Origin of the sequence: Streptomyces curacoi, from assembly GCF_001513975.1 — a bacterium.
In the GTDB taxonomy this organism is placed as follows: domain Bacteria; phylum Actinomycetota; class Actinomycetes; order Streptomycetales; family Streptomycetaceae; genus Streptomyces; species Streptomyces curacoi.
This window is the reverse complement of the sequence record NZ_KQ947984.1, coordinates 1,146,567-1,170,820: the sequence shown is the minus strand read 5'-3', so window position 1 is coordinate 1,170,820 and position 24,254 is coordinate 1,146,567. Positions and strand designations below refer to the sequence as shown.

The following is a 24,254-nucleotide window of genomic DNA, read 5'->3' as shown; positions in this document are numbered from 1 at the left end:
GGGCGCCCGTACGGACGCCCGCCCCCCACTGCCGTACCACGGATTACGGCGTGACCTTCTCGATCTTCACGTTGCCCAGGCCCGCGACCGTGCCGCGCGCGTTCACCAGGCGGACCTGACCGAAGAACTCGCGGCCCTCCGGAGCGGCGGCCTTCGCGGTGACGCTGCCGGTGACCGTGGCCGAGTCACCCGTGCCCAGCTTCACCGGCGCCGACCCGTCGACCGTGACGGTGCCGAGCGAGGCGGAGTAGAACACGTCCAGGTAGTCGTACGCCGTCGAGCCGCCCGGCACCGAGTAGCCGATGACCTCGATGCGGTACGTCCCGGCGGCCGGGTTCGCGACCTTGACCGACTCCTCGGAGTCACCGTCGGCGGAGCTGCCGACCTCGGTGCCGGCCGCGTCGTAGACGACCAGGTCGAGGTCCGCGGCGGCGTCGGAGACGTTGCCGATGGTGACGTCGAGCGACGTGGCGCCCTCGGGTACCTCGACCGTGGTGGTCTGGGTGGCGCCCTCGGCGATGGTCGGACGCGCCGTCTTCGATGAGCCGAGCGGGCCGCCGGCCAGCTTGCCGTCGATGGCGGCGTAGTTGTTGGTCACCTTCCAGGAGGCGGCGGCCGGGGTGCCGACCTTGGCCTCGGGGACGGTCACGGTCTCCGGGTCGAAGGCCGCGCCCAGAACGGTGACGTCGAGGGTGTACGGGTTGTCGAGCAGCGGCGACGTACGGCGCGACTCGACCTCGATCTCCCAGACGCCGGGCTGCGGGTCGGCGTACGCACGCACGTCCGGCTTGCAGCCGTTGCCGCCGAGGTAGTTGTTGTAGCAGTTCGGCGTGCCGGTCGGGTCGGACGGGACGCCGTACGGGTGGATGGCGATGAACCGGGTCTGGCTCTTGTCCTTCAGCCCGCCGATCGCCACCTCCAGCGACTTGGCGCCCTCGGGGACGGTCACGAAGTAGTGCTTGGTGCTGTTGCGCTGCACCGAACCGGACGCCGAGTACGTGTACTTGAGCGGCGCGGCGACCACGACCGTGTTGAGGACCTGCTTGTCGATGCCCTCGGTGCGCGGGTCGTCGACCTCCAGGATCGCGCTCTTGATGCCGGCCGAGGACGGCTTGGCGGCGACCTGGACGGTGACCGGCTTGTTCAGGCCGAGGCTGATCTCGTCGGAGCCGACGATCCGGAAGGTGTCACCGGCGTTGTTCTCGAAGTGCAGCTCGTGCCGGATCGCCTTGTCCGCGCCGGACGTACGCGTGATGGTGACGTCGTACGTCTTCTTCTGCCCGGCCTTGAGGCCGCCCTCGCGGTCGTAGACGCCCGTGCCGTAGCCCGGCGTCTTCAGGAACTGGTCGATCGCGGTGTCGACCGGGGCCTTCACCGTGTACTCGTGGGCGGTGGCGCCGTCACGGATCGAGTCCCAGGCATCCTCGATGTTGATGAGGCCGGCACCCTCCTCGTACGCCTGGACACCCTTGATGTGGTCGGCGGTCGAGGTCAGCGCGGTGCGCAGCTTCGCCGGGGTGAGGGCGATGCCCTTGTGCTTGGCGGCGCTCAGCAGCAGCGCGGACGCGCCCGCCGCCTGCGGGGAGGCCATCGAGGTGCCCTGGAGCATGCCGTAGCCGGCCGGGAGGGAGTAGCCCGCCTCGGCGACCGGGGCGCCCGGCAGCCAGGTCTGGATCGTGTTGATCGCGGCACCCGGGGCGACCAGGGTCGGGGTGAAGCCGCCGTCCTCACGCGGGCCGCGCGAGGAGAACGGCATCATCGCGTACTTCTTCTCCACGACGGAGCCGTAGTTGGCGGCCCACGTCGCCTTGGAGATGGTCGCGCCGACCGAGATGACCTTGTTGGACAGGGCCGGGTCGCCGATGGTGTTGGCGCCGGGGCCGGAGTTGCCGGCGGAGATGACGAGCTGGACGCCGTAGGTGTCGATCAGGCGGGTGTACAGCTCCGAGCGGGCGTTGTTGCCGTCGTTCAGCGCCGGGAGACCGCCGATGGACATGTTGACGATGTCGACGCCGCGGTTGACGACGAGGTCGATCATGCCCTCGGTGAGCGCGACGTTGGTGCAGCCGCCGGTCCAGGTGCAGGCACGGGAGGAGACGAGCTTGGCGCCCGGCGCCGCGCCGTTCATCTCGCCGCCGAACAGGCCGTTCGCGGCGGTGATGCCGGCGACGTGCGTGCCGTGCTCGGACTCGATGACGCCGATGTTGACGAAGTCGCGCTTCTGGCCGACCCAGGTCCCGCCCAGCGGGTCCATCGGCACGTCCTTGCGGATCTGCACGACGAACGGCTGCCGCTCGGCGACATCGGTGGACGGGTTGTCGGTGCCGAAGTACCCGATCTGGAAGCCGTCCTTGTACGGCTTCATCGGGGTGTCGTCACCGAAGTCGTTGTTGTTGTTGAGGTCCACGCGGACCGTGCCGGCCGCCGCGTCGTACAGCACGCCCCACGAGTCGGTCTTGTCGCCGTCGCGGTTGGCGTCGCCCGCCGCGTCGCCGCCGGTGGTGTACGACTCCAGGAAGGTGCTGACCTGGTAGGAGCCGGCCGGCGCGGTCCAGGTCCTGCCGCCGTAGGTGAAGGTGGGCCCGGAGACGGAGGTCACCATCGGGCGCCAGGTGCGGTCGCTGTCGACTATCGGGTCGGTGGCGGTGACCCAGTCGACGATCTTGCGCTCGCCGGTCGTGGTCTTCTGCAGCGCGGGGTGGCCGAGGTCCACACCGCTGTCGAGGATGCCGATGGTGATGCCGCGGCCGTCCGCCTTCGGGTGGTCCTCGACGAAGTCGACGGCGCCCGTCTCGAAGGAGGGGTTGTACGGGTTCTCGGCCGGGGTGTTCTTGTCCGGCGCGGAGTACGAGGTGGCGGCGGCCGTCGACTTCTTCGTGTCGACGGCGGGGTCGTCCAGAGGTATCTCCTCGCGCAGGTCGATGCCGTGCACCGAGGAGAGCTTCGTCGCGGCGGCGATGGCCGAGTCGGCCTTGCCGGTGGGGACGGTGGCCCGGACGTAGCCGAGCTTGTCGTAGGTACGGCCCACAGAGCCGACCGCGTCCAGCTGCTCGGAGACCTTCTCGGTCTGCCCGGGCGCGGTCGCGACCATCATCGTGACGTTCTTGGCGCCGTCGGCCTTGGCCTCGGCGAGCAGATCGGCGTCGTCCGAACCGAGCTTGTCGTGCGCGGACTTGACGCTCGGGTCCGCCGCGGCGGGCGCGGGGTCCGCGGCGACGGCCATGGGTATCGGCCCGGCCGCGGAGAGCGCGGCGACGAGGCCGGCGGCCACGGCTATGCGGGCCGCGCGTCTCGCGCCCGGCTGCGGCTCGCGCTGGGGGGTGAGGGTCATCGGCATCCCTTGTTGGTAAAGGAGCATGGGTCGTCCGGTATGTGATCCCGGACGACCGCACAGCTTTATGCAAGGGAAGGATGTTTGGGAAGAGTTGACCGAATCGAAATAGACGGATGGGGAAAACCCCCGAGGGACTTTGGGGAGATGGGTAACAAAGAGGGGTAAGTCGGCTGTTGGCGATAATGTCCCTACATGCGGAAGAAGTTGAGGGTGGCGGCCTACGTCATATGCGTACGTGACGGACAAGTCCTCCTCGCCCGTTCCCCGGCGCCTCGCGGCGGCTTCGAGTGGGTGCTGCCGGGCGGCGGCATGGAGCACGGCGAGGACCCCTACGACACGGTCGTGCGCGAGGTGGAGGAGGAGACCGGCTACCTCGTCGAACCCACCGGCCTGCTCGGTGTCGACTCCTCCCGCCACCGCTTCCCGGGCCGCTTCGGCCGGACCGTCGACCATCACGGCGTGCGGCTCGTCTACGAGGTCCGGATCACCGGCGGCGACCTTCGCCACGAGGCCGACGGCTCCACGGACATGGCCGCCTGGCACGCGCTCGCCGACGTCACCGGCCTGACCAGGGTGTCGATGGTCGACAAGGGGCTGTCGCTGTGGCGCGAGAGGCCGGCCGCGGGGCGGATCCCGGCCGCCGGGAGATAGCTTCACTACCCCGGAAGATGAACACGGAGTGACCGGGCCCCGGCCGTTCGACGAGCGGCCGTGAACGCGCAAGGTAGTCCAAGATCCACGTATGGTGATCGGCGTTGCGCGTTGCGGTCATGTTCATGCGCAGGTCACCCCGGGTGCCAACGATCCACGGTGAGCGGGACGTTCGCGACCGGCGGACGCTCGCGACCACTGCCGACGCGTTCGCACTCGGGGAGATCGCGCCATGTCGCGCATACGCTCTGTCGCCAGCTCCGCGCTGGGGGTCCACCGCCGTACCCTGCTCGCCGCCACCGGAGCGGTGGCCCTCTCCGCGGGCGTCGGCTACGCCCTGCGGCCCACCGACAGTCAGGCCGCCACGGCCACGGGCACCGTGCGCCCGCCGGGCAGCGGCACGGGCAGCGCCGCCGCCGAGGTGCCCGTCGGCGCCTCCCGCAAGCTCCCGGCCGCGCTCGCGCCCTACACCCGCGGGACCACCCTCACCTCGGTCGCCACCCCGCGCGGCACCTCCGGCTACCGCCGGCTCGGTCACGGACCCGGCTGGCGGCGCGTCGTCCGCGAGAACCTGGCCGCCGCCAAGTCGGGGCGCGAGAAGCGCCGTACCGCGCTCGCCGCCTTCGTCCAGCTCACCGACCTGCATCTGATCGACGCCCAGCACCCGCTCCGGCTGGAGTACCTGCGCGCGACGGACGTACACGCCTGGAGGCCGCAGGAGGCGCTGACCGTGCCGGGCGCGGTGGCGCTGGTCGAGCGGATCAACGCGCTGCGGGGCGCCCCCGTCACCGGCGCCCCGCTGCACTTCGCCATGACCACCGGCGACAACACGGACAACAACTGCGGGTCCGAGCTGGAGTGGTTCCTGACGGTGATGAGCGGCGGCCGCGTCACCCCGAACACCGGTGACCCGCGGCACTACGAGGGCGTCCAGAACAGCGGCCTGAAGCTGTACTGGCAGGCCGACGACAGCGTCCGCGACGCCGACAAGCAGCTCGGCTTCCCGCACATCGAGGGCTTCCTGGCCGCCGCGATCCGGGAACTGCGCAGCCCCGGCCTGAACATCCCCTGGTACTCGACGGTCGGCAACCACGACGCCATGCCGCTCGGCGCCTACGCCTCGCACAGCGACTCCTACCTCACCGACCTCGCCGTCGGCGGCAAGAAGCTGATGAACGTCTCGGCGGCGGACGCCAAGAAGCTCCAGGACTCGCTGAAGCGGGACAAGGACCCGCGGGGCACCGTCTTCAAGGACTTCCTCAAGGCGCACGCCCGCTCGATGCGCTCGGTCACGCCCGACGAGAGCCGGGCCCCGTTCACGCCCGGGGACTACCTGCGGGCCCACCTCGACCCGGCCTTCCGGGGCCTCGGCCCGGTCGGGCACGGCTACTCGACGGCCAACCTGGACGCAGGCACCCAGTACTACAGCTTCCGCATCGCCGACGACGTCATCGGCATCAGCCTCGACACCACCGACCCCGGCGGCCACTACGAAGGGTCCATCGGCGCGGCCCAGTTCAAGTGGCTGGACCGGACGCTGCGGGAGCACAGGGACTCGTACGCGATCATCTTCAGCCATCACACCAGCGAGACGATGGACAACCTCCGCCGCGACCCGGCCCGCCCGAACGAGCGGCGGGTGGGCGGCGCCGAGGTGGTGGAGCTGCTCACCAGTCACCGCAACGTCCTCGCCTGGGTGAACGGCCACATCCACAAGAACGTCATCACCCCGCACTCCGCCCCCGACGGCCGCTCCTTCTGGGAGATCTCCACCGCCTCCCACGTCGACTTCCCCCAACTCGCCCGGATCATCGAGGTCGTGGACAACAAGGACGGCACGCTCTCCCTGTTCACCACCCTGATCGAGTCCTCGGCCCCGCACCGCACGGACTTCACGGACCTCTCCCAGACGGGCCTGGCCGCCCTCTACCGCGAGCTGTCCTTCAACGCGCCGGGCGCGCGCACGACGCTGGCGGGGGAGCGCAGGGACCGCAACACGGAGCTGGTGCTGAAGAAGGGCTGAAAGCCGCCCAACTGCCGCACGGCTCCTCAACCTTCGTCTCGCGCCCCCGGTCAGTCCCCTCGAACGAGCAGAGCGCGAGACTGGGGGTAGTCATGACTGTGCGCACGACGATGACGGCGGTGACGGCCGTGGTGCTGTCGGCGGCTCTGGCGGGACCGGCGGCCGCGGCGTCGCCCGGCAGAGGGGACGGCCACGAGGCCACCCGCCGGGCCCTGGAGGCAGCCGTCGCGGACGGCGTTCCCGGTGTGACGGCGACGGTCAAGGACGGCCGGCGGGGCTGGACGGCGACCGCGGGCGTGGGCGACCTGGAGACAGGGAAGCCGCGCTCGCCGCACGACCGCTACCGGGTCGCGAGCATCACCAAGACCTTCGTGGCGACCGTGATGCTCCAACTGGAGGCGGAGGGAAAGCTGTCGCTGGACGACACGGTGGAGAAGTGGCTGCCGGGAGTGGTCCGGGGCAACGGCCACGACGGCAGCCGGATCACCCTGCGCCAGCTGCTGAACCACACCAGCGGCATCTACGACTATCTGGCGGACCCGGCCTTCCAGCAGATGTACATGGCCGCGGAGGGCTTCTTCGAGCACCGCTTCGACCAGAAGGAACCCGAGCACTTCATCGCCATCGCCATGACCCATGAGCCGTACTTCGCGCCGGGCACCTCCTGGCGGTACTCCAACACGAACTACGCGCTGGCCGGCCGGGTGATAGAGAAGGCCACCGGCAACAGTTACGCCGACGAGATCCGCCACCGCGTCATCGCCCCCCTCCACCTGACGGCCACATCGGTCCCCGGCACCCGGGTCACCCTCCCCCGGCCCAGCAGCCGCGCCTACTCCAAGCTCGCCCGGACGGCGACGGGCCCGACGTACGACGTCACCGAACTGAACCCCCGGCTGGCCTTCGGCTCGGGCGACATGATCTCCAGCTCGGCCGACCTGAACCGCTTCTACACGGCCCTGCTGCGCGGCAGGCTGCTCCCGCCCGAGCAGCTGAAGGAGATGAAGACGACGGTCAGGGCCAGGGGCACGAACCGCTACGGCCTGGGCCTCGTCGAACGCAAGCTCAGCTGCGGTGTCGAGGTCTGGGGCCATGACGGAGGCATCCACGGCTCGAACACGGACGCGGTGACGACGGTGGACGGGCGCCACGCCCTGGCGTTCAACTTCAACGGGGACTGGTCGGGCGACAGCGACGCGGTGATCGAGGCCGAATTCTGCGGCAAGGGCCGGTGAGGAACCGGCCGGCGAACGCGAGGAGGGGCCACCCGGCCCAGTGCCCGGCGGCCCCTCCTCTCCCCTCCTGATGCTGCCCTCCCGGTCCGTCACTACCGGGGCAGCACCACGACATAGGCGGCCGGATCACGGTCCGCCGCCGCCATCAGCGCCGTACGGACCACCGCCGCCTGCTGCTCCATCGCGTCCCGGAGCTTCTTCGGGGTGAGGTGGACGACCGTGATGCCGAGGCGCTCCAGGTGCTCGCGCTTGCGGGCGTACTCCGACCACAGGGCGTCGTCGTCCTGCCGATGCCCTTGGCGGGGCGCGCGCGTGTCCAGCTCCACCGCCACGGCCTGCTCCGGCCAGTAGGCGTCCAGGCCGCCGAGGTGGGGGCCGCCCGGCAGACGCAGGTCGACGTTCCAGACGGGGTCGGGCAGGCCGTAGTCGTGGACCATCTCGTACAGGCGGTCCTCCGCGATCGCGCGGCCCTCGGCGAGCAGGGAGTCCACCGCGTCCACCACGTGCGGGCGGCTCAGCAGCTTCGCCCGGTTCAACTCCCGTACCACCGACGCCGGTTCGCAGTGGCCGCCGCGCACGGCCTCGGTCAGCAGCCGGCGCACGGCGCCCGCGTCCGTCAGCTCGGCCACGGCGTCGGCCAGGGCGCGCGGGACCGGGGCCACGGGCAGGCCCGTGACCTGCTCGGGAGTGGGCAGCGCGGGGGTGCGCACGATGCGCGCGCAGCCCGTGGAGCGCAGCCGGCGCATACGGGGGACCAGGACGTCGATGGTGTCCAGCGCGGTCAGTGGCGGCGTGGCCGAGAAGCCGTGCAGGGTCAGTGCCGCGAGGCCGGTGATCACCGCCTCGGCGTAGGCGGGGGCGTGTCCCTCGCCCGCGTTCGGCTGGGACGGCACTCCCGGAGTGCGCTCCCGCGCCGCGTACATCAGCACCGCGTGCAGGCGCTCCTCGCTGGTCGGCGGGCCGGGGTGGAGCACGAGGACGCCGGGGAGGATCTGCTGCCAGGGGCCGCCGGGGCGGCACTGCTCGTTCATCTCGGCGGGCGGAACCCCGTGCGACTTCAGCTGCGCGGCGGTCATGACGCGGCGGTGCACGTCGGAGAGGTGGCGCAGGGGGCGGGGGGAGAGCGGGGGGAGCGGGGCGTTGTGGTTCATGACCCGGAGGTTCCCGCGTCCGATCGGCTCTTTAACCGCTGTTACAGGCCCGTCGACAAATACGGACAACCCATTACTAAAGGACGGGTGTTCGGATGCCGAGTAGGCCGGAAAAACCCCTGGTCCAATCGGGTTGGGCCAGGGGTTACGGCTGTGATTGCCTGAATTCCGTAACGGTCACGGAGGGCCGTGATCGTTGGCCAAAGGTGGTACTCCGGTGCTCCTACGCGTCAGCTGCCGCCGCGTCACACGCCTGCCCCCGCAGCCCCCGCGCCAGATCGTCCCGCGCCTCCAGCACCAGCCGCCGCAGCGCCGGCGCCGCGTCCTCGTGGGCCGCCAGCCACGCGTCCGTCGCGTCCAGCGTGGCCTGCGACTGCTGCAACGCCGGGAACAGGCCCCGCACCACGTCCATGCCGATCTGGATGGACCGCTCGGCCCACACCCGCTCGATGGCCGCGAAGTACTTCTCTGCGTACGGCGCGAGCAGCTCCCGCTGCGACGGCCGCGCGAAGCCCACGATCGTCGCCTCGACGAGGGCGTTGGACAGCGCGTCGGACTCGACGACCTGCGCCCACGCCTGCGCCTTCACCGCCGCCGACGGCCGCGCGGCGAGGCAGCGCACCTGATGGCGCTTGCCGGACGCCGTGTCGTCCCGGGCCAGTTCGGCGGCCAGCACCGACTCGTCGGCGACGCCGTGGGCCGCCAGCGGGGTCAGGAACGCCCAGCGCAGCTCCTGGTCGACGTCCAGGCCCTCGATCTTCTCCGTGCCCTCCAGCAGCCCCCGCAGCAGCGCCAGGTCCTCCGGCCGCGACGCCACCGACGCGAAGAACCGCGCCCACGCCAGCTGCTGCTCGCCGCCCGGCTCCGCGGCCCGCAGCTCCCGCAGCGCGCCCTCGGCGAGCATGCGTTCGCCGGTCGGCCGCCACTGCGGCGCCACATAGTGGACCAGCGACGAGTCCGCCCACGCGTGCAGCATCTGCAGCACCCCGATGTCGGACTCGCGCCCCGCGAACCGCAGCACCAGAGCCACGAAGTCCCGCGCCGGCAGCAGCGCGTCCCGCGTCATGTTCCACAGCGCCGACCAGCACAGGGCACGGGCCAGCGGGTCGGTCAGCGCTCCCAGGTGCTCCCGCAGCGTCGCCAGGGACGTCTCGTCGAAGCGGGTCTTGCAGTACGTCAGGTCGTCGTCGTTGACCAGCACCAGCTCCGGCGCCTCGGCCCCGGCCAGCTCCGCCACGACCGTCCGCGGACCGTCGACGTCCACCTCGGCCCGCGTGTACCGCTCCAGCGCCCCGTCCGCGTTCCGCCGGTACAGGCCCACCGCCACCCGGTGCGGGCGCAGCTCGGGGTGGGACTCGGCGGCCTCCTGGAGCACGGCCAGCTCCTCGATCCGGCCCTCGGCGTCCAGCAGCACCTGCGGAGTCAGCGCGTTGACGCCGGCCGTCTGCAGCCACGCCCGCGCCCAGGCGCCCATGTCCCGGCCGCTGGTCTCCTCCAGCACCGACAGCAGATCGCCCAGGCGTGTGTTGCCGTACGCGTGCCGCTTGAAGTAGCGCCGCGCGCCCTCCAGGAAGGCGTCCTGGCCGACGTAGGCCACCAGCTGCTTCAGGACGGAGGCGCCCTTGGCGTACGTGATGCCGTCGAAGTTCAGCTTCGCGTCCTGGAGGTCACGGATGTCCGCCGTGATCGGGTGCGTGGAGGGCAGCTGGTCCGCGCGGTACGCCCACGCCTTGCGGCGGTTGGCGAAGGTGATCCAGCCGTCCTTGAAGCGGGTCGCGCCGACCAGCGAGAACGCGCCCATGAAGTCGGCGAAGGACTCCTTCAGCCACAGGTCGTCCCACCACTCCATGGTGACCAGGTCGCCGAACCACATGTGTGCCATCTCGTGCAGGACGACGTTGGCCCGGCCCTCGTACGACGCCCGCGTCACCTTGCCGCGGAAGATGAACTCCTCCCGGAAGGTGACCAGACCCGGGTTCTCCATCGCGCCGAGGTTGTACTCGGGCACGAACGCCTGGTCGTACTTCCCGAAGGGGTACGGGTAGTCGAAGTGGTCGTGGAAGAAGTCCAGGCCCTGCTTGGTGACCAGGAAGACGTCGTCGGCGTCGAAGTAGGGGGCGAGGCCCTTGCGGCACATGGCGCCGAGGGGGATATCCAGCGTCGTGCCGTCGGCGAAGGTGCGCGAGTAGGAGTCCGTGACGTAGTGGTACGGGCCCGCCACGACGCACGTGATGTACGTCGAGATCGGCTTGGTCTCGGCGAACCGCCACACTCCGTCGGCGAGTTCACCGGCCCCGTTGCCCCACACCGTCCAGCCTTCGGGCGCCCGCACCTCGAAGCGGAACGGCGCCTTGAGGTCCGGCTGCTCGAAGCCCGCGAAGACCCGGCGGGAGTCGGCCGGCTCGTACTGCGTGTAGAGGTAGACCTCGCCGTCCTCGGGGTCGACGAAGCGGTGCAGGCCCTCGCCGGTGCGGGAGTAGGCGCACTGGGCGTCGACGACGAGTTCGTTGTCGGCGGCGAGGTCCTCCAGGGTGATCCGCGAGCCGTCGAAGACCTCGCTGGGGTCCAGGTCCCTGCCGTTGAGGGAGACGGCCGTCACACTCGGCGCGATCAGGTCCGCGAAGCTGGTGGCGCCGGGTTCGGCGCAGCGGAAGCGGATCGTGGTGACCGAGCGGAAGGTGCGCGGCGCCTTGCTCTCGGCGTCCGGGTCGCCGATGGCGGAACGCACGTCGAGGGACACGTCGTACCCGTCGACGGACAGCAGGGCGGCCCGCTCCCGGGCCTCGTCGCGGGACAGATTCTCACCGGGCACGAGTGGCACTCCCTGGGGGTGGTGTTCAGTATGCGGACAGCACTGATCCTGCCATGCGCCCCTGACGGCGGACAGGAGGGAATGACGCGCGGACCGTTGATGTTGCCGCTTCAAACACCGTTTCCGAGGAGCGCCATGTCCGAGAGCACGACCCCCTCCGAGAAGACTCCCGTCGACTTCTGGTTCGACCCGCTCTGCCCCTGGGCCTGGATGACGTCCCGGTGGGTGCTGGAAGTGGAGAAGGTCCGGGACATCGAGGTCCGCTGGCACATCATGAGCCTGGCCGTGCTGAACGAGGACAAACTGGATGAACTGCCCGAGGAGTACCGCGAGATGCGCGCCACGCACGCGTGGAAGCCGGTACGCGTGGTGACCGCCGCCTGGCAGAAGCACGGCGCCGACGTCCTCGGCCCCCTCTACACCGCGCTCGGCACCCGCTTCCACAACAACGGCGAGGGCCCGACCACCGAGGCCATCGCGGGAGCCCTCGCCGACGTCGGCCTGCCCGCCGACCTCATCGACTACGCCGACCAGCAGGACTTCGAGTTCGACGCCGAACTGCGCGCCTCCCACAAGGAGGGCATCGAGAAGGTCGGCCAGGAGGTCGGCACGCCGGTCATCGCGCTCCCCGGCGCCGACGGCGAGCAGATCGCCTTCTTCGGCCCGGTCGTCACCCCGGCCCCCAAGGGCGAGGACGCCGCGAAGCTGTGGGACGGCACCCTCGCCGTGGCCTCCGTCCCCGGCTTCTACGAGATCAAGCGGACCCGGACCAAGGGCCCGGACTTCAGCAACCTGTAGGAGTCACTCCCCGGCGGCCTCCTCCGCACGGAACCTCTCGGGGAGGAGGCCGTAGCCGGCCTTGTTGAACTGGGGGTAGTACGTCAGGCAGCCCTTGGCGGTGCACCGCCACAGGTTGCCCACGAAGAAACGCGGCCCTTCCCTCTCCCGCACCGCGGCCTTCTCCTCGTCGTCGAGGAACCGGAAGACCTGCATGGTGCCGCAGGTCGGGCAGTCCAGTTTGCGTGTTCTCATCAGCCCCTCCTCGCCATCACCGCCAGATCCGGGAAGTCGGTCACCACCGCGTCGACTCCCAGTCCGTAGTACAACGCGTACTCCGCGAACGCGTCCCCGAAATCGTTGGCTCCGGTACCGCGCCGGAAGTGCGCCGGCAGGAACTGGTTCTCCGCCCGGAAGGTGTACGGCCCGATCCGCAGCCCCGCCGCATGCGCGTCCCCGACGAGGGACGTGCCGGCGACCGACGACTTGTCCGGCCCGATCCAGTCCGCGTACTCGGCGATCCGCGCCAGCCCCGCCGGGGTCATCATGTCCCGGTACGTCGTCGGATCACCGGACGACACCAGGTCGTACGGCCCACCGGTGGTCCCCAGCGCCTGCCACAGCGGCACCCCCAGCCGCTCGGCCGCGATCCGCTTCAGGCTCGTCGGCTCGAAGGACTGCACGACGCACTCGCGCGGGCCGAGCCGGTTGCGCCGTATCGCGGCCGCCAGCCCCGGCTCCAGGGGCAGGCCGAGCGAACGGAAGTACGTCGGATGCTTGGTCTCCGGGAAGACGGCGATCGTCCGGCCGTGCGCCCGCGACAGGCGCCGCGCCAGGTCCACCACCTCCTGGAAGGTGAGCACCTCCTCGCGGCCGTCGAAGACGGTGTTGCGGTTGCGCACCAGCGGCAGCCGCTCCACCGCCCGCAGCGTCTTCAGCTCCGCCAGCGTGAAGTCCTCGGTGAACCAGCCGGTCACCGACCGGCCGTCCACCGTCTTCGTCGTCCGGCGGCCGGCGAACTCCGGGCGGGCGGCCACGTCCGTCGTCTGCGAGATCTCGTTCTCGTGCCGGACGACGAGGACATGGTCCTTCGTCGGCACCAGGTCCGGTTCGATCCAGTCGGCGCCGGTCTGCACGGCGTACGTGTACGAGGCCGCCGTGTGCTCCGGACGCCAGCCGGCCGCACCGCGGTGGCCGATGACGAGCGGTCGCGGGGGGCGGGAGGCGGCGGTGGCCGTCTCCGGTACGGCAGCGGCCGCCGTGGTGCCGGCGGCCGCGAGCAGCAGGGATCTACGGCTCGGTTGCATGAGACTCCCTTTCGTCGCAGGGTGATTCGGCTACGGCCGCTCAGCCGCGGGCCCGGCCGCGCGCCTCCGTCAGGCGGGACAGGTGTTCCTCGAAGCCCTTCGCGTAGTACGCCGCACGCCCACCGTCCGGCTCGACGACCCCCGTCGGCCGCGTCCACGCCTCCGCGTCCAGCGCCACCCCGTACCGCTCGGCCGCCGCCAGCACCGCGCCCCGCGCGCCCACCTCGCCCTCCACGACCCTCAGCGGCCGTCCGAGGACGTCGGCGAGCAGCCGCATCCAGGCGGGGCTGCGGGTGCCGCCCCCGCAGACAGCCAGCGTGCCGGACAGCCCCGCCGCCTGAAGGCAGTGCCGGGCCGCGTAACCGATGCCCTCGCAGGTCGCCCGGATCAGGTCGGCGGGGGTGGACTCCAGGGAGACGCCGGTGAGTTCGGCGCGCAGGCGGGGTTCGACGAAGGGGGCCCGTTCACCGGAAGGCGCGAAGTACGGCAGCACGCGTACGCCGTTCGCCCCCGGCGGCGTCTCGGCCAGCAGCCCGTCGACCTCCTCGTGACGGACGCCCGTCGTCGACAGCACCCAGTCCAGCGCCGCCGTACCGACCATCGCCGGCATCGCGCGCAGCCAGTGCCCGGGACGGTCGGTGCTGATGTACAGGCCGGCCGGCTCGCCGGTCAGGTCGAGTTCGGTCGTCGCGACCAGGCTGGCCAGACAGGTGCCGACGATCAGGAGACCGTCCCCGGGAGACGTCACCCCCGCGCCCAGCGCGCAGGCAGGCAGGTCGTACGGGCCGTTCGCGAGCGGGGTGCCGGACGGCAGGCCCTCGCCGCGCGTCCGCGCCGTCGCGACCGGGTCGCTGACGGGGGCGAGGAGGCCGCGGCGGTGGGTCAGGCCCAGCAGCTCGACGACCCGGTTGTCGTAGGTGCGTGTACGCGGGTCCAGGAACGGCATCGACGCGTCCGACACGTCCGTCGTCGGACCGGCTCCCGTCAGCCGCTGGAACACCATGTCCTTGCAGTACAAGGCGGCTTTCGCGGCGTCCAGTGCCTTCGGCTCGTGGCTGTCCAGCCAGGCGAGGAGCGGGCCCGGGCAGCCCGGGAACATCGCGCTGCCGGTGCGCCGGAACACCGTCTCGAAGGTGCCGTCCGCCAGCCAGCGGTCGACGAGCTCGTGGGCCCGGCCGTCCATCCAGGAGGCGGCGGGACGGACCGGACGCCCCTCCGCGTCGACCAGCCACACGCCGTCGCCCTGGCCGGTGAGGCCGGCGAGCTCGACCGGTTCGGGGGCGCGTTCGGTGATCTCGCGCAGTACGGCGACCACCGCGCCGTACACCTCCTCCATGTCCTGCTCCACGACGCCGCCGTGCAGGGTGAGGCCCACCGGTCGGGAAGCGACGGCCAGTTCACGGCCCGTGTCGTCGAACGCGGCGGCTTTCACCATGGACGTGCCCACATCGATCCCGACGTACATGACGGCTCCTCATGCTTGGTGCTCGGTCGGCTGAGACGTGCCGGCGCGCCCCTGCGGCCCTTTCGCGGCCGGTGCGGTCGGCACGGTGAGCGTGGGCGGGCACTTACCCGAGGCAGTGGGCCAGTGGTTCCCCGCGTGCCCAGCGGCCCACCTCCGCGGCGGCGATGCGGGCCGCCTTCTCCGCCACCGCGCGGGACGCGCCGCCCAGGTGAGGAGTCAGCACGACCCGGTCGGCGAGGGTGCGCAGGCGTGAGTCGGGGGGCAGGGGCTCCTGCCCGTAGGTGTCGAGGGCCGCCGACGAGAGGTGGCCGCTCTCCAGCGCATCGCACAGCGCGCCCTCGTCCAGCAGCGGTCCGCGCGCCACGTTCACCACCACCGAGCCCTTCGGCAGCAGGGCCAGCTCACGGGCACCGATCAGGCCGCGGGTCTCGTCGGTGAGGCGGGCGTGCAGCGTGATCACCCTTGAGTCGCGCAGGAGCCGGTCCAGGGTGGGAACCCGCAGGCCGTGGATCTCGTGGTGGTGGACGTAGGGGTCGTAGACCGTCACCCGTGCCCCGAAGGCGCACAGCACCCGGGCCACCCGGCTGCCCACCGCCCCGTAGCCGACCAGCCCGACCGGCAGGTCCTCCAGCTCCAGGCCGCTGTGCTCGTACGTGTAGTAGGTCGCCCCCTCCCAACTGCCCTGCCGGGCGAGCAGGTCATGGGCCTGGGGGATGCGCCGCAGGGCCGCCAGCATGAGGCCGATCGTGAACTCGGCCGTGGCCGCCGCGTTGCGGCCGGGGGCGTAGCACACGCGGACGTCGTGCCGCTTGGCCGCGTCCAGGTTGACGTTCACCGGGCCGCCCCGGCACACGACCACCAGCCGCAGGCCGGGGCAGGCGTCGAGGACGCGTTCCGTCACCGGGCCCATCTGGGTGACCAGCACCTGGGCACCCGCGAGCGCCTCGATCAGCTCGTCCTCGGCGTCGCTCGCCTCCGTCACCTCGGCCACCGGGCCGAAGGGCTCCAGCGGCCAGCCGAGGGTCACTTCGCGTACCTCCGCGGCCAGTTCGCGGCCGAGCGCCTCCGTGATGAGCGACGGCAGGATGAAGTGGTCGCCGGCGGCCACCACACGCACGCTGTTCCCGTTGGTCATCGCAGGGAGTCTCCCGTCTCGGCGTCGAAGACATGGGTGAGGTGAGGGTCGGCGGTGATGTGCACGCGGTCGTCGTGGGCGAGGCGGACCTCGGGGTCGGTCAGGACCACGAGGGGACGTTCGACGCCATCGAGGGCGAGGGTGGCGATGCCTGATTCGAGGAGGGGTTCGTGGGCCACCACGCGGGCGGGCAGACCGTCCTCGCCGGTCAGGCTCAGGTCCTCCGGGCGGATGCCGACCACCACCTGCCGGCCCGCGGCCACCGGCACCGGCAGCGCGATCCGCACCGAGGCCGACAGACGGGCGTGACCGTCGTCCGTGGCCGCGCCCGGCAGGAGATTGATCGCGGGCTCGCCGACGAAGTCCGCGACGAAGACGTTGGCCGGGCTGTCGTAGATCTCGTACGGGGTGCCGAGCTGCTGGATGACGCCGTCCTTCATCACGGCGATCCGGTCGGCGAGGGAGAGGGCCTCCTCCTGGTCGTGGGTGACCAGGATGGTGGTGTGGCCGAGGTCGCGCTGGATGCGTTTCAGTTCGCGGCGGGTCGTGTCGCGCTGGGCCGCGTCGAGGTGGGACAGGGGCTCGTCCAGGAGGAGGACGTCCGGTTCGCGGACCAGGGCGCGGGCCAGGGACACGCGCTGCTTCTGGCCGCTGGACAGGCCCGCGGGGCGGGCGTCGAGGATGCCGGTGAGGTCGACGCGTTCGGCGATCTCCTTGACCTTGCGGTCGACGTCACCCCGGTGGGCTCTCTTGCGTGCCCTCAGGCCGAAGGCCAGGTTCTCCGCCACCGTCAGCGGCGGGTAGAGGGCGTAGTTCTCGAAGGCGACCCCGATGTTGCGCTGCTGGGCCGGGCGCTCGATGACCGACGCGCCGCCGACCAGGATGTCTCCGCCGGTCACCGTCTCCAGCCCGGCGATCATCCGCAGGGTGGTGGACTTTCCGCAGCCCGACGGGCCGAGCAGGCCGAGCAGCTCGCCGGAGCGCAGGGCGAGGTCGATACCGCGGACGGCGTCCACCGCCGGACGGCCCCGCGCCCGGTAGGTCTTGCGCAGATCACGTAGCTCCAGCTCGGTCATCGCTGCCCTTCGTCGCGCAGACTTCGTAACGGACCTTGTGCTCGTCCAGGTCCCGCAGTGCCTCCGCCGACGCTCCGTCGTCGACGAGGAGGAGGTCGAAGCGGGAGAGGGGGACCACTCGGTGCAGGGCGACCCGGGCGAGCTTGGTGTGGTCGATCAGGAGGATGTTGCGGGCGGCCGCGTCGAGCATGGCCCGCTTCACCGACACGATGTGCTGCTCCTGGTGGTAGGCGTAGCCCCCGCGCACGGCCGACGTCGAGGCGAAGCAGACGTCCACGCGCAGCTGCTCTATCGCCTCGACGCAGGACACGCCGAGGAAGGACGAGTGCAGCGGGTCGTAGTCGCCGCCGAGGGCCATGAGGTGGATGCCGCGCTGGTCGGAGAGGAGATTGATCGCTTCCAGGAAGTTGGTGACGACCGTGAGCGGGGTGACCTCGCCGAGGCGCAGCCTGCGGGCTATCTCCAGGGTGGAGGTGGAGTCGTCCAGCATGATCGCCATGCCGGGCTCGATGAGCTTCAGGGCGCGGTCGGCGACGGCGGCCTTCTGCGCGCGCATGGTCTTCAGCCGGTACTGCACGTTCGACTCGAAGACCCCGGAGGGCTGCGCGGTCACGCCACCCCGGAACTTCCTGACGATGCCCTGCCGTTCGAGCTCGTCGAGGTCCCGGTGGATGGTCATCAGGCTCACCCCGAACCGCTCGGCCAGCTCGGCGGCCGTCGCCGAGCCGTCGGCGAGGACCTGCTCGGCCATGGCGGCCTGGCGGGCGGCGGGGCCCTGCTGTGCGTTGTTCACTGCCCGATCCTTCGTCCTGGACGCTGCGGCCGGTCGGCCTCGAACAGCAGCAGGTTCTCAGGCCGGACCCACAGTCGTACCGGATCGTCGGGGCGAAGACCGGCCGCGTCGCCGCGCGGGGCGACCAGCGACACATGCTGCTCGCCCAGCCGGACGGTGACCTCGACGGACCGGCCGAGCACCTCGGTGACGTAGACGGTGCCGGTGAGCTGGTGTCCCGGGCCCTCGCCGAGGCTGAGATCGCGGGGCCGGACGCCGATCAGCACCTCCGTGCCGGGGGCGGCCCCGGCCGGGATCGGCAGCTCGACCTTCCCGTCCGCCGAGCGGAAGCCGCCCTCGGCTGTGACGGCCCCCGGCAGCAGATTGATACGGGGCCGTCCGAAGGCCCGCGCCACCTCCGTGTCGTAGGGGCGGTACCAGATCTCCTCCCGGGTTCCCGTCTGCACGATCCGCCCGTCGCGCAGGACCCCGATCCGGTCGCCGAGAGCGAGTGCCTCGACGGAGTCATGGGTGACGTAGAGGGTGGTCGTGTGCCGCACCGCCCCGATCGCCTTCAGCTCGGCCCGCATCTGCTGGCGCAGCTTGGCGTCGAGGTGGGAGAGGGGCTCGTCGAGGAGGAAGGCGCGGGCCGGGCGGACCAGGACCCGGCCGAGGGCGACGCGCTGGCGCTGGCCGTTGGACAGCCGGCCCACGGGGCGGTCCAGCAGGGCGGAGATGCCGAGGAGTTCGGCGATCTCGCCGATGCGCTCGCGGGCCTGCGCGGCGGGCAGCCGGTGGCGCGGGGAGCGCAGGGGTGAGGCGAGGTTGTCGTACGCCGACTTGTGCGGGTAGAGGGCGTAGCTCTCGAAGCACATCGCCACGCCGCGGTCGTACGGCTCGACGCCGCGCATGTCCGCGCCGCCGAGCTCGACGGTGCCGGAGTCGGGGAGTTCGAGTCCGGCGACGGTCTTGAGGGTGGTCGTCTTCCCGGCCCCCGACGGACCGAGCAGGCAGAAGAACTCGCCCTCACGGACCTCCAGGTCCAGCCCGTCCAGCGCGTTGACCTTGCCGAACCGCTTGTGCACTCCCCGCACGGCAATGGCGCTCGTCATGACTTCACCGCCCCGAACGACAGCCCCCGCACCAGATACCGCTGGATCGTCAGCGCGAGCAGCAGCGGCGGTACGACGGAGACCAGGGCCGCCGCGGCCGTCAGGTTGTACTTGGGCCGGTCGCCGCCGAGGAAGGACAGCGCGCCCACGGTCACGGTCTGGGCCTCGTTGGAGGTCAGGATGAGGGGGAAGACGAAGTTGTTCCAGGCGAAGATGAAGGCGAGCAGCGACACGGCCGCGATGCCCGGCTTGACCAGCGGGATCGCCACTTTGAAGAACGCCTGCTTGCGGCTGTAGCCGTCCAGCAGCGCCGCCTGCTCCAGCTCGGGGGTGAGGTCGGCGAAGTACGACCGCATGATCCACACGATCAGTGGCAGGGTGACGAGCTGGAGCACCCACACCATGCCGACGTACGTGTCGAACAGGCCGAGCTTCTGGTACAGCACGAACAGCGGGATGATCACGGTGAGTTCGGGTGCGAACCGGAACGACAGCAGCGTGAACATCAGGTTCTCGGAGCCCCTGAACCGCCAGCGCGCCGATGCGTACGCCGCCGGAAGACCGACGAGCAGCGACAGGGCCACCGCGCCCAGCGACACGACCAGGCTGTTGACGAAGAACCGCACGAACGGGATGCCCTCGCTGTCGCCGAGGACCGTGCGGTAGCCGTCGAGGGTGGGGGAGAAGGAGAAGTAGGTGGAGAAGAGCTGGTTGGCCGGCTTCAGCGACAGGATCACCATCCAGGCGATCGGGAACAGCGCGAAGACGAAGTAGAGGATGAGGGCGGCATCCGCCAGCCACCCAGACAGGCGTTTCCTCCAGGTCACTTGGCAGCCACCTCCGCGGCCTTCCGCTGGATCTTCCCCAGGTGCTTCACCAGCACCATCGCGGCGAGATACACCACGGCCCACAGCACGATCGTGTAGCTGATCCCGAAGGAGTACCGCTGGAAGCGGATCGCCTCCAGATACGCCCGGATCTGCAGGACGACCGTCGAGTCGCCGGGGCCGCCCTCCGTCAGGGCGTAGATGATGTCGAACACCTTCAGCGAGTCCATGAACCGGAAGATCACCGCGACCAGGACGTACGGCCACAGCATCGGCAGCGTCAGCCGCCGGAAGGTGTACCACCAGCCCGCCCCGTCGACGGCCGCCGCCTCGAAGGGCGACGTGGGCAGCGAACGCAGCCCGGCCAGCGCGAGGATCGCCACGAACGGCGTGTACACCCACACGTCCACGGCGATCGACGACAGCAGCGCGCCGGTCGGGGTGTCCGTCCACTGGACCCCGCCCAGCCCGAAGGGTCTCAGCAGGTAGTTGATCACCCCCACCGACGGCTGGAGCATCAGCTTCCAGATGATCGCCGCGATCACCGGCGCGATCATCAGCGGCAGGATGAGGATCTTCTCCAGCACCCGCCCGGCCGGCGTCGACCGGTGCAGCAGCAGCGCGACGGCCACGCCCAGCACCGTCTCCACGGCGGCGGCCCCCACCGCGTACAGCACCGTCACCCACGCCGAGTTCCAGAAGGCCTCCTGCGTGAAGACGGTCTCGTAGTTCTCGAACCCCACCATGTCGGGCTGCGGTTTGCTCGCCGAGAAGTCGAAGAGCGTGTAGTACAGGCCGAGTCCGAAGGGGTAGAGGATCCCGCAGGTCAGCAGCAGCGCGGGGACGATCAGGAGGTACGGGCGCAGGGCGAGCCGCCATCCCATCGCGCTAGCCCACCTTGTCGGCGAGGTCGCCCGCCAGCCCGTCGAGGACCGACCTGGCGCTGCCGCCGCCGTAGATCTCCTGGAGGGCGGCGGCCCAGCTGGTGGTCGCGTCGAAGAACTGCGCCTGTGGCGTGAACTGGATCTTCGTCTGGTCGACGACGGTCTCGAAGGTCTCGATGAAGCCGGGCAGGTGCTTCATCTTGTCCTTGTAGGCGGCGTCGTCGGCGATCGACTTGCGGACCGGGTCGATGTGGTTGTGGGTGATCGCGCTCTTGCGCAGGTGCTCCTTGCCGGTCGCCCACTGCAGGAACAGCCAACTGGCGCTCTTCTTCTTGCTCTTGGCGTTCATGCCGAGCGACCAGATCCACATGTTGGTCGCGAGGGACCCGTCCGGCCCCTTCGGCCCGGGGTGGAAGGCGATCTTCCCGGAGGCGGGGCTCGCGCCCTCGACCGCCTGGAAGTAGGCGGCCGTGTCCGCGTCGAACAGCATCCCCGCCTTCTTCGCGCCGAGGTCGCTGGAGCACTGGTACCAGGTGTACGACGTCCAGGACGGCGGCCCGCCCTGCTTGACCATGCCGGCCCAGTCCTCGGTGAAGGCGACGGCCTCCGGGGTGTTCATGGCGGGTGTGAGCTTCCCGTCGGCGACTGTGAAGTCCTTGAGGCCGTTACGGGCGTACATCGTCATGAAGCCCGGGTGGATCGTCGCCCAGCTCCTCGATCCCCGTACGGCGATCCCGTACATGCCGTCGAAACCGGCGCCGGGGGCTTTCCGTTTGATCGTCCGGGCGATGTCGCGCAGTTCGTCGAAGGTCTCGGCGGGCTTCAGGCCGAGTTTTCTGAAGACGTCCGTGTTGTAGGCGACGACGTTCGTCTCCCAGCCCCACGGCAGCGCGTACTGCCCGCCCTGCCCGAGCGGCGCGCCCGCCTTCAGCGACCACTGGTCGGCCTGGAGGAGGTTCGGGAAGAAGTCGGCCTGGTCCCATTCGGCGCCGGTGGCCGAGGAGTTGCGCATCCAGGGGCCGAGGTCCTCCAGCCAGCCGGGCGGGCCGTACTGCCAGACCATGTAGGCGCCCAGCATGAAGACGTCGTAGGAGGCGCGCCCGCTGGACAGGTCGACGGTGAGCTTGTCGAAGTAGTTGTCCTCGGGGAAGACGTCGTACTCCACCTTGATGCCGGTCTTCTCGGTGAAGGACTTCAGGTCGGCGACCAGCGCGTCCGTGTAGGGGTGCTTGTTCAGCAGCGCCTTGACGGTCGTCCCCTTCTCCCGCCTCCAGTCGAAGGAGCCGGTGACGTCGTCCGCGGCCGAGCCCTCGCTCTTGTTGTCGTCACCGCCGAACCCGGCCCCGCAGGCCGCGAGCAGCGGGGTGGCGGCGGCCGCGGCGGTCAGGGCGAGGAAGCGGCGGCGGTCGTGCACGTGCGTGTCCATCCGTGACCTCCACGTGGGGCTCGGTCAGGCTGCGGGTTAACACGGCGAGTCGACTCGTTAACCGAGGGTGGAACGGCGGAAGTTGGCCGTCAATCCCTCGCGCACGGGAAAATCTCAGTGCAGAGTGAGAAGTTCACGGATCGGATCGCGATATGCGGGAGGTTCCGGATGGCGGATGACGGTTTCGGGGACGAGGCCTGGCTCGGGATCGACCTGGGCACCCAGAGCGTTCGCGTGCTGCTGGTGACACGCGACGGCACGGTCCTCGGCAGCGGCGCGGCCCCGCTGGCCGGGCGGCGCGACGGGGTGCGGCACGAGCAGGATCCGGCGCAGTGGTGGGACGGGCTGTGCGCGGCGTCCCGGGCCGCGCTGCGCGGGCAGTCGCGGGTGCGGGTCGGCGGGCTCGCGGTGTGCGGGACGTCCGGGACCGTGCTGCTGACCGACGGGGCGGGGCGGCCGATGAGCCCCGCGCTGATGTACGACGACGGGCGTGCGACGGCGGAGGCGGCGCGGGCGCGGATGGCGGGGCTCAAGGTGCAGGACACCTGGGCGCTGCCGAAGGCCCTGTGGCTGACCGGCGCCTACGGACCGGGCCGGATCACCCACCAGCCCGACCTGATCGTCTCCCTGCTGACCGGCAAGCTGCCGCCGGCCGACTCCAGCCACGCCCTCAAGACCGGCTACGACCTGGAGCGCGACGCCTGGCCGTCGATGCTGCCCCGACTGGGCCTGCCCGACACGGCGATCCCCGACGTCGTACGCCCCGGCACCCTGCTCGGCGAGGTCTCCGCGACCGCCGCCGACGCCACCGGCATCCCCGCCGGCACCCCCGTCGTCGCCGGGATGACCGACGGCTGCGCGGCCCAGATCGCCTCCGCCGCCCTGCGCCCGGGCTCCTGGAACTCGGTGCTCGGCACCACGCTGGTCCTCAAGGGCGCGTCCCCGACGCCCGTCCGGGACCCGACGGGCGTGGTCTACAACCACCGTGCCCCGGACGGGAGCTGGCTGCCGGGCGGCGCCTCCAGCGTCGGCGCGGGAGTGCTCACGGCGGCGTTCGCGGGCGCCGATCCGGCGGCCATGGACGAGCGGGCCGCCGCGTACGAGCCGTCCGGCGCGATCGCCTACCCCCTGGTGTCACCCGGCGAGCGCTTCCCGTTCCTGGCCCCGGACGCCGCCGCGCTCGTGCTGGGCGAACCGGAGTCGGACGCCGACCTGTGGGCCGCGCTCCTGCAGGGCGTCGGCTTCACGGAACGCCTGTGCCTGGACTATCTGCACCATCTGGGCGCACCCCTCGACGGCCCCCTCACCTTCACGGGCGGCGCCGCCCGCAGCCCGTACTGGAACCAGCTGCGCGCCGACATCCTGGGCCGCGCCGCCCGGGTACCGCAGCAGACGGAACCGGCGCTGGGGATGGCCGCGTTGGCGGCGTACGGCGCGGGTGCGGAACAGCAACTGGCGGCGGCGGCGGAAGGCATGGTCCGCATCGGCACGACCGTCCACCCCCGGCCCGACCGCACCGCCCGCTTCGCCGAGCCGTACGCCCGCCTGGTCGACGAACTGACCGCCCGGGGCTGGCTGCCCCCACCGGTCGCGGCACACGCGCACGCCCGTCTGGACGGGGATACTGCGGACTCATGACCACGAGTACGACACTGCTGCTGGCCCGGCACGGACAGACGATCTGGCACGCCGAGAACCGCTACGCCGGTGTCAGCGACGTGCCCCTCACCGACACGGGCCGCGCCCAGGCCGAGGCCCTCGGCCGCTGGGCCGCCGCCCACCCGGTCGACGCGATCTGGACCTCGCCCCTCTCCCGCGCCGTCGCCACCGCCGCCCCGGCCTGCAGGGCCCTCGGTCTCACCCCGCAGAGGGAAGCCGGCCTGCGCGAATGCGACTTCGGTGTGCTGGAGGGCCGTACGCTCGCGGAGTTCGCGGCCGAGGACCCGGCCGCCGCGGAGGCCTTCCGCGCCGACCCGGTGGCCCACCCGTTCCCGGCGGCGGAGGACCCTGCCGCCGCCGCCGAGCGCGGTGCCGCCGCCCTGCGCCGCATCGCCGCGGCCCACCCCGGCGGGCGGGTCCTGGTCGTCGCCCACAACACGCTGTTCCGTCTGGTGCTGTGCACGCTGCTGTCGATCCCGGCCCGGGAGTACCGCAGAGTGTTCCCAAGGTTGCGCAACGTGGCGATCAGCGAACTTCGCCTGAACCCCGACGGATCCGCCGCACTTCTCTCCCTCAATGTGCCCTGCGAGGCGGACGTGCCGTAGCAC

General features: G+C 71.1%; 19 protein-coding genes. 6 read left to right on the top strand and 13 right to left on the bottom strand.

What is annotated here, in order from left to right; translation table 11 throughout:
* Positions 1–43 precede the first annotated feature (43 nt).
* Positions 44–3,331: a S8 family serine peptidase gene (locus tag AQI70_RS05125; RefSeq protein ID WP_062144663.1), complete on the bottom strand. Its 3,288-nt coding sequence runs from the start codon at positions 3,329–3,331 to the stop codon at positions 44–46.
* A 195-nt stretch (positions 3,332–3,526) separates the two neighbouring features.
* On the opposite strand from AQI70_RS05125, the gene AQI70_RS05120 reads away from it, so the two are divergent.
* The 3 genes from AQI70_RS05120 (at position 3,527) to AQI70_RS05110 (ending at position 7,243) form a co-directional block, all read left to right on the top strand.
* Complete coding sequence (locus tag AQI70_RS05120; protein ID WP_079051142.1) at positions 3,527–3,985, top strand: NUDIX hydrolase; 459 nt, start codon at positions 3,527–3,529, stop codon at positions 3,983–3,985.
* Positions 3,986–4,217: 232 nt separating this feature from the next.
* Positions 4,218–6,008, top strand: coding sequence for a TIGR03767 family metallophosphoesterase (locus AQI70_RS05115; RefSeq protein WP_062144661.1), 1,791 nt, complete (start codon positions 4,218–4,220; stop codon positions 6,006–6,008).
* Between the two features lie 92 nt (positions 6,009–6,100).
* On the top strand, positions 6,101–7,243 hold the full coding sequence (locus AQI70_RS05110; RefSeq protein ID WP_062144660.1) for a serine hydrolase domain-containing protein: 1,143 nt from the start codon (positions 6,101–6,103) through the stop codon (positions 7,241–7,243).
* A 92-nt stretch (positions 7,244–7,335) separates the two neighbouring features.
* On the opposite strand, the gene AQI70_RS05105 is transcribed toward AQI70_RS05110, so the two are convergent.
* Both AQI70_RS05105 and pepN read right to left on the bottom strand, forming a co-directional pair.
* On the bottom strand, positions 7,336–8,394 hold the full coding sequence (locus tag AQI70_RS05105) for a hypothetical protein (protein WP_062144658.1): 1,059 nt from the start codon (positions 8,392–8,394) through the stop codon (positions 7,336–7,338).
* Between the two features lie 223 nt (positions 8,395–8,617).
* Positions 8,618–11,206, bottom strand: coding sequence for an aminopeptidase N (gene pepN, locus AQI70_RS05100; RefSeq protein WP_062144655.1), 2,589 nt, complete (start codon positions 11,204–11,206; stop codon positions 8,618–8,620).
* A gap of 135 nt (positions 11,207–11,341) precedes the next feature.
* Between pepN and AQI70_RS05095 the strand changes: the two genes are divergently transcribed.
* A complete protein-coding gene (locus AQI70_RS05095) occupies positions 11,342–12,004 on the top strand; it encodes a mycothiol-dependent nitroreductase Rv2466c family protein (protein ID WP_062144652.1) in 663 nt (220 codons plus the stop codon).
* A gap of 3 nt (positions 12,005–12,007) precedes the next feature.
* On the opposite strand, the gene AQI70_RS05090 is transcribed toward AQI70_RS05095, so the two are convergent.
* From AQI70_RS05090 to AQI70_RS05045, 10 genes are all read right to left on the bottom strand, one after another.
* A complete protein-coding gene (locus AQI70_RS05090) occupies positions 12,008–12,238 on the bottom strand; it encodes a hypothetical protein (protein ID WP_062144649.1) in 231 nt (76 codons plus the stop codon).
* The gene (locus AQI70_RS05085; RefSeq protein ID WP_062144645.1) at positions 12,238–13,290 is read right to left on the bottom strand and encodes a glycerophosphodiester phosphodiesterase family protein; all 1,053 of its coding nucleotides are present in this window, start codon (positions 13,288–13,290) and stop codon (positions 12,238–12,240) included. Before AQI70_RS05085 ends, AQI70_RS05090 begins: the two co-directional genes overlap by 1 nt.
* Positions 13,291–13,330: 40 nt before the next feature.
* Positions 13,331–14,755, bottom strand: coding sequence for an FGGY-family carbohydrate kinase (locus AQI70_RS05080; protein ID WP_062144642.1), 1,425 nt, complete (start codon positions 14,753–14,755; stop codon positions 13,331–13,333).
* Positions 14,756–14,858: 103 nt separating this feature from the next.
* Positions 14,859–15,890 (bottom strand): 2-hydroxyacid dehydrogenase, encoded by a 1,032-nt coding sequence (locus AQI70_RS05075; RefSeq protein WP_062144639.1) that lies wholly within the window; start codon positions 15,888–15,890, stop codon positions 14,859–14,861.
* Positions 15,887–16,966 carry an ABC transporter ATP-binding protein gene (locus AQI70_RS05070; RefSeq protein ID WP_062144636.1) on the bottom strand — a complete coding sequence of 360 codons (1,080 nt, stop codon included), beginning with the start codon at positions 16,964–16,966 and terminating at the stop codon, positions 15,887–15,889. The genes AQI70_RS05075 and AQI70_RS05070 overlap by 4 nt, the downstream gene beginning before the upstream one ends.
* On the bottom strand, positions 16,944–17,717 hold the full coding sequence (locus AQI70_RS05065) for a DeoR/GlpR family DNA-binding transcription regulator (protein WP_208607296.1): 774 nt from the start codon (positions 17,715–17,717) through the stop codon (positions 16,944–16,946). Before AQI70_RS05065 ends, AQI70_RS05070 begins: the two co-directional genes overlap by 23 nt.
* A 38-nt stretch (positions 17,718–17,755) precedes the next feature.
* Positions 17,756–18,850: an ABC transporter ATP-binding protein gene (locus AQI70_RS05060; protein WP_062144630.1), complete on the bottom strand. Its 1,095-nt coding sequence runs from the start codon at positions 18,848–18,850 to the stop codon at positions 17,756–17,758.
* Positions 18,847–19,677, bottom strand: a complete 831-nt coding sequence (locus AQI70_RS05055; protein WP_062144627.1) for a carbohydrate ABC transporter permease — start codon at positions 19,675–19,677, stop codon at positions 18,847–18,849. Before AQI70_RS05055 ends, AQI70_RS05060 begins: the two co-directional genes overlap by 4 nt.
* Positions 19,674–20,561 carry a carbohydrate ABC transporter permease gene (locus AQI70_RS05050; RefSeq protein ID WP_062144624.1) on the bottom strand — a complete coding sequence of 296 codons (888 nt, stop codon included), beginning with the start codon at positions 20,559–20,561 and terminating at the stop codon, positions 19,674–19,676. The genes AQI70_RS05055 and AQI70_RS05050 overlap by 4 nt, the downstream gene beginning before the upstream one ends.
* Positions 20,562–20,565: 4 nt before the next feature.
* Positions 20,566–21,987, bottom strand: a complete 1,422-nt coding sequence (locus tag AQI70_RS05045; protein WP_062144622.1) for an ABC transporter substrate-binding protein — start codon at positions 21,985–21,987, stop codon at positions 20,566–20,568.
* A 168-nt stretch (positions 21,988–22,155) separates the two neighbouring features.
* On the opposite strand from AQI70_RS05045, the gene AQI70_RS05040 reads away from it, so the two are divergent.
* Both AQI70_RS05040 and AQI70_RS05035 read left to right on the top strand, forming a co-directional pair.
* On the top strand, positions 22,156–23,625 hold the full coding sequence (locus AQI70_RS05040; RefSeq protein ID WP_062144619.1) for an FGGY-family carbohydrate kinase: 1,470 nt from the start codon (positions 22,156–22,158) through the stop codon (positions 23,623–23,625).
* Positions 23,622–24,251 carry a histidine phosphatase family protein gene (locus AQI70_RS05035; protein WP_062144616.1) on the top strand — a complete coding sequence of 210 codons (630 nt, stop codon included), beginning with the start codon at positions 23,622–23,624 and terminating at the stop codon, positions 24,249–24,251. Before AQI70_RS05040 ends, AQI70_RS05035 begins: the two co-directional genes overlap by 4 nt.
* Positions 24,252–24,254: the final 3 nt, after the last annotated feature.

Bases quoted from the DNA above. Each gene is read 5' to 3' on its own strand.
- AQI70_RS05105 (WP_062144658.1), bottom strand. From the start codon at position 8,394: ATGAACCACAACGCCCCGCTCCCCCCGCTCTCCCCCCGCCCCCTGCGC.
- AQI70_RS05065 (WP_208607296.1), bottom strand. From the start codon at position 17,717: ATGGCCGAGCAGGTCCTCGCCGACGGCTCGGCGACGGCCGCCGAGCTG.
- AQI70_RS05080 (WP_062144642.1), bottom strand. From the start codon at position 14,755: ATGTACGTCGGGATCGATGTGGGCACGTCCATGGTGAAAGCCGCCGCG.
- AQI70_RS05045 (WP_062144622.1), bottom strand. From the start codon at position 21,987: ATGGACACGCACGTGCACGACCGCCGCCGCTTCCTCGCCCTGACCGCC.
- AQI70_RS05050 (WP_062144624.1), bottom strand. From the start codon at position 20,561: ATGGGATGGCGGCTCGCCCTGCGCCCGTACCTCCTGATCGTCCCCGCG.
- AQI70_RS05040 (WP_062144619.1), top strand. From the start codon at position 22,156: ATGGCGGATGACGGTTTCGGGGACGAGGCCTGGCTCGGGATCGACCTG.
- AQI70_RS05075 (WP_062144639.1), bottom strand. From the start codon at position 15,890: ATGACCAACGGGAACAGCGTGCGTGTGGTGGCCGCCGGCGACCACTTC.
- AQI70_RS05110 (WP_062144660.1), top strand. From the start codon at position 6,101: ATGACTGTGCGCACGACGATGACGGCGGTGACGGCCGTGGTGCTGTCG.
- AQI70_RS05115 (WP_062144661.1), top strand. From the start codon at position 4,218: ATGTCGCGCATACGCTCTGTCGCCAGCTCCGCGCTGGGGGTCCACCGC.
- AQI70_RS05035 (WP_062144616.1), top strand. From the start codon at position 23,622: ATGACCACGAGTACGACACTGCTGCTGGCCCGGCACGGACAGACGATC.
- AQI70_RS05085 (WP_062144645.1), bottom strand. From the start codon at position 13,290: ATGCAACCGAGCCGTAGATCCCTGCTGCTCGCGGCCGCCGGCACCACG.
- AQI70_RS05125 (WP_062144663.1), bottom strand. From the start codon at position 3,331: ATGACCCTCACCCCCCAGCGCGAGCCGCAGCCGGGCGCGAGACGCGCG.
- AQI70_RS05060 (WP_062144630.1), bottom strand. From the start codon at position 18,850: ATGACGAGCGCCATTGCCGTGCGGGGAGTGCACAAGCGGTTCGGCAAG.
- AQI70_RS05070 (WP_062144636.1), bottom strand. From the start codon at position 16,966: ATGACCGAGCTGGAGCTACGTGATCTGCGCAAGACCTACCGGGCGCGG.
- AQI70_RS05090 (WP_062144649.1), bottom strand. From the start codon at position 12,238: ATGAGAACACGCAAACTGGACTGCCCGACCTGCGGCACCATGCAGGTC.
- AQI70_RS05095 (WP_062144652.1), top strand. From the start codon at position 11,342: ATGTCCGAGAGCACGACCCCCTCCGAGAAGACTCCCGTCGACTTCTGG.
- AQI70_RS05120 (WP_079051142.1), top strand. From the start codon at position 3,527: ATGCGGAAGAAGTTGAGGGTGGCGGCCTACGTCATATGCGTACGTGAC.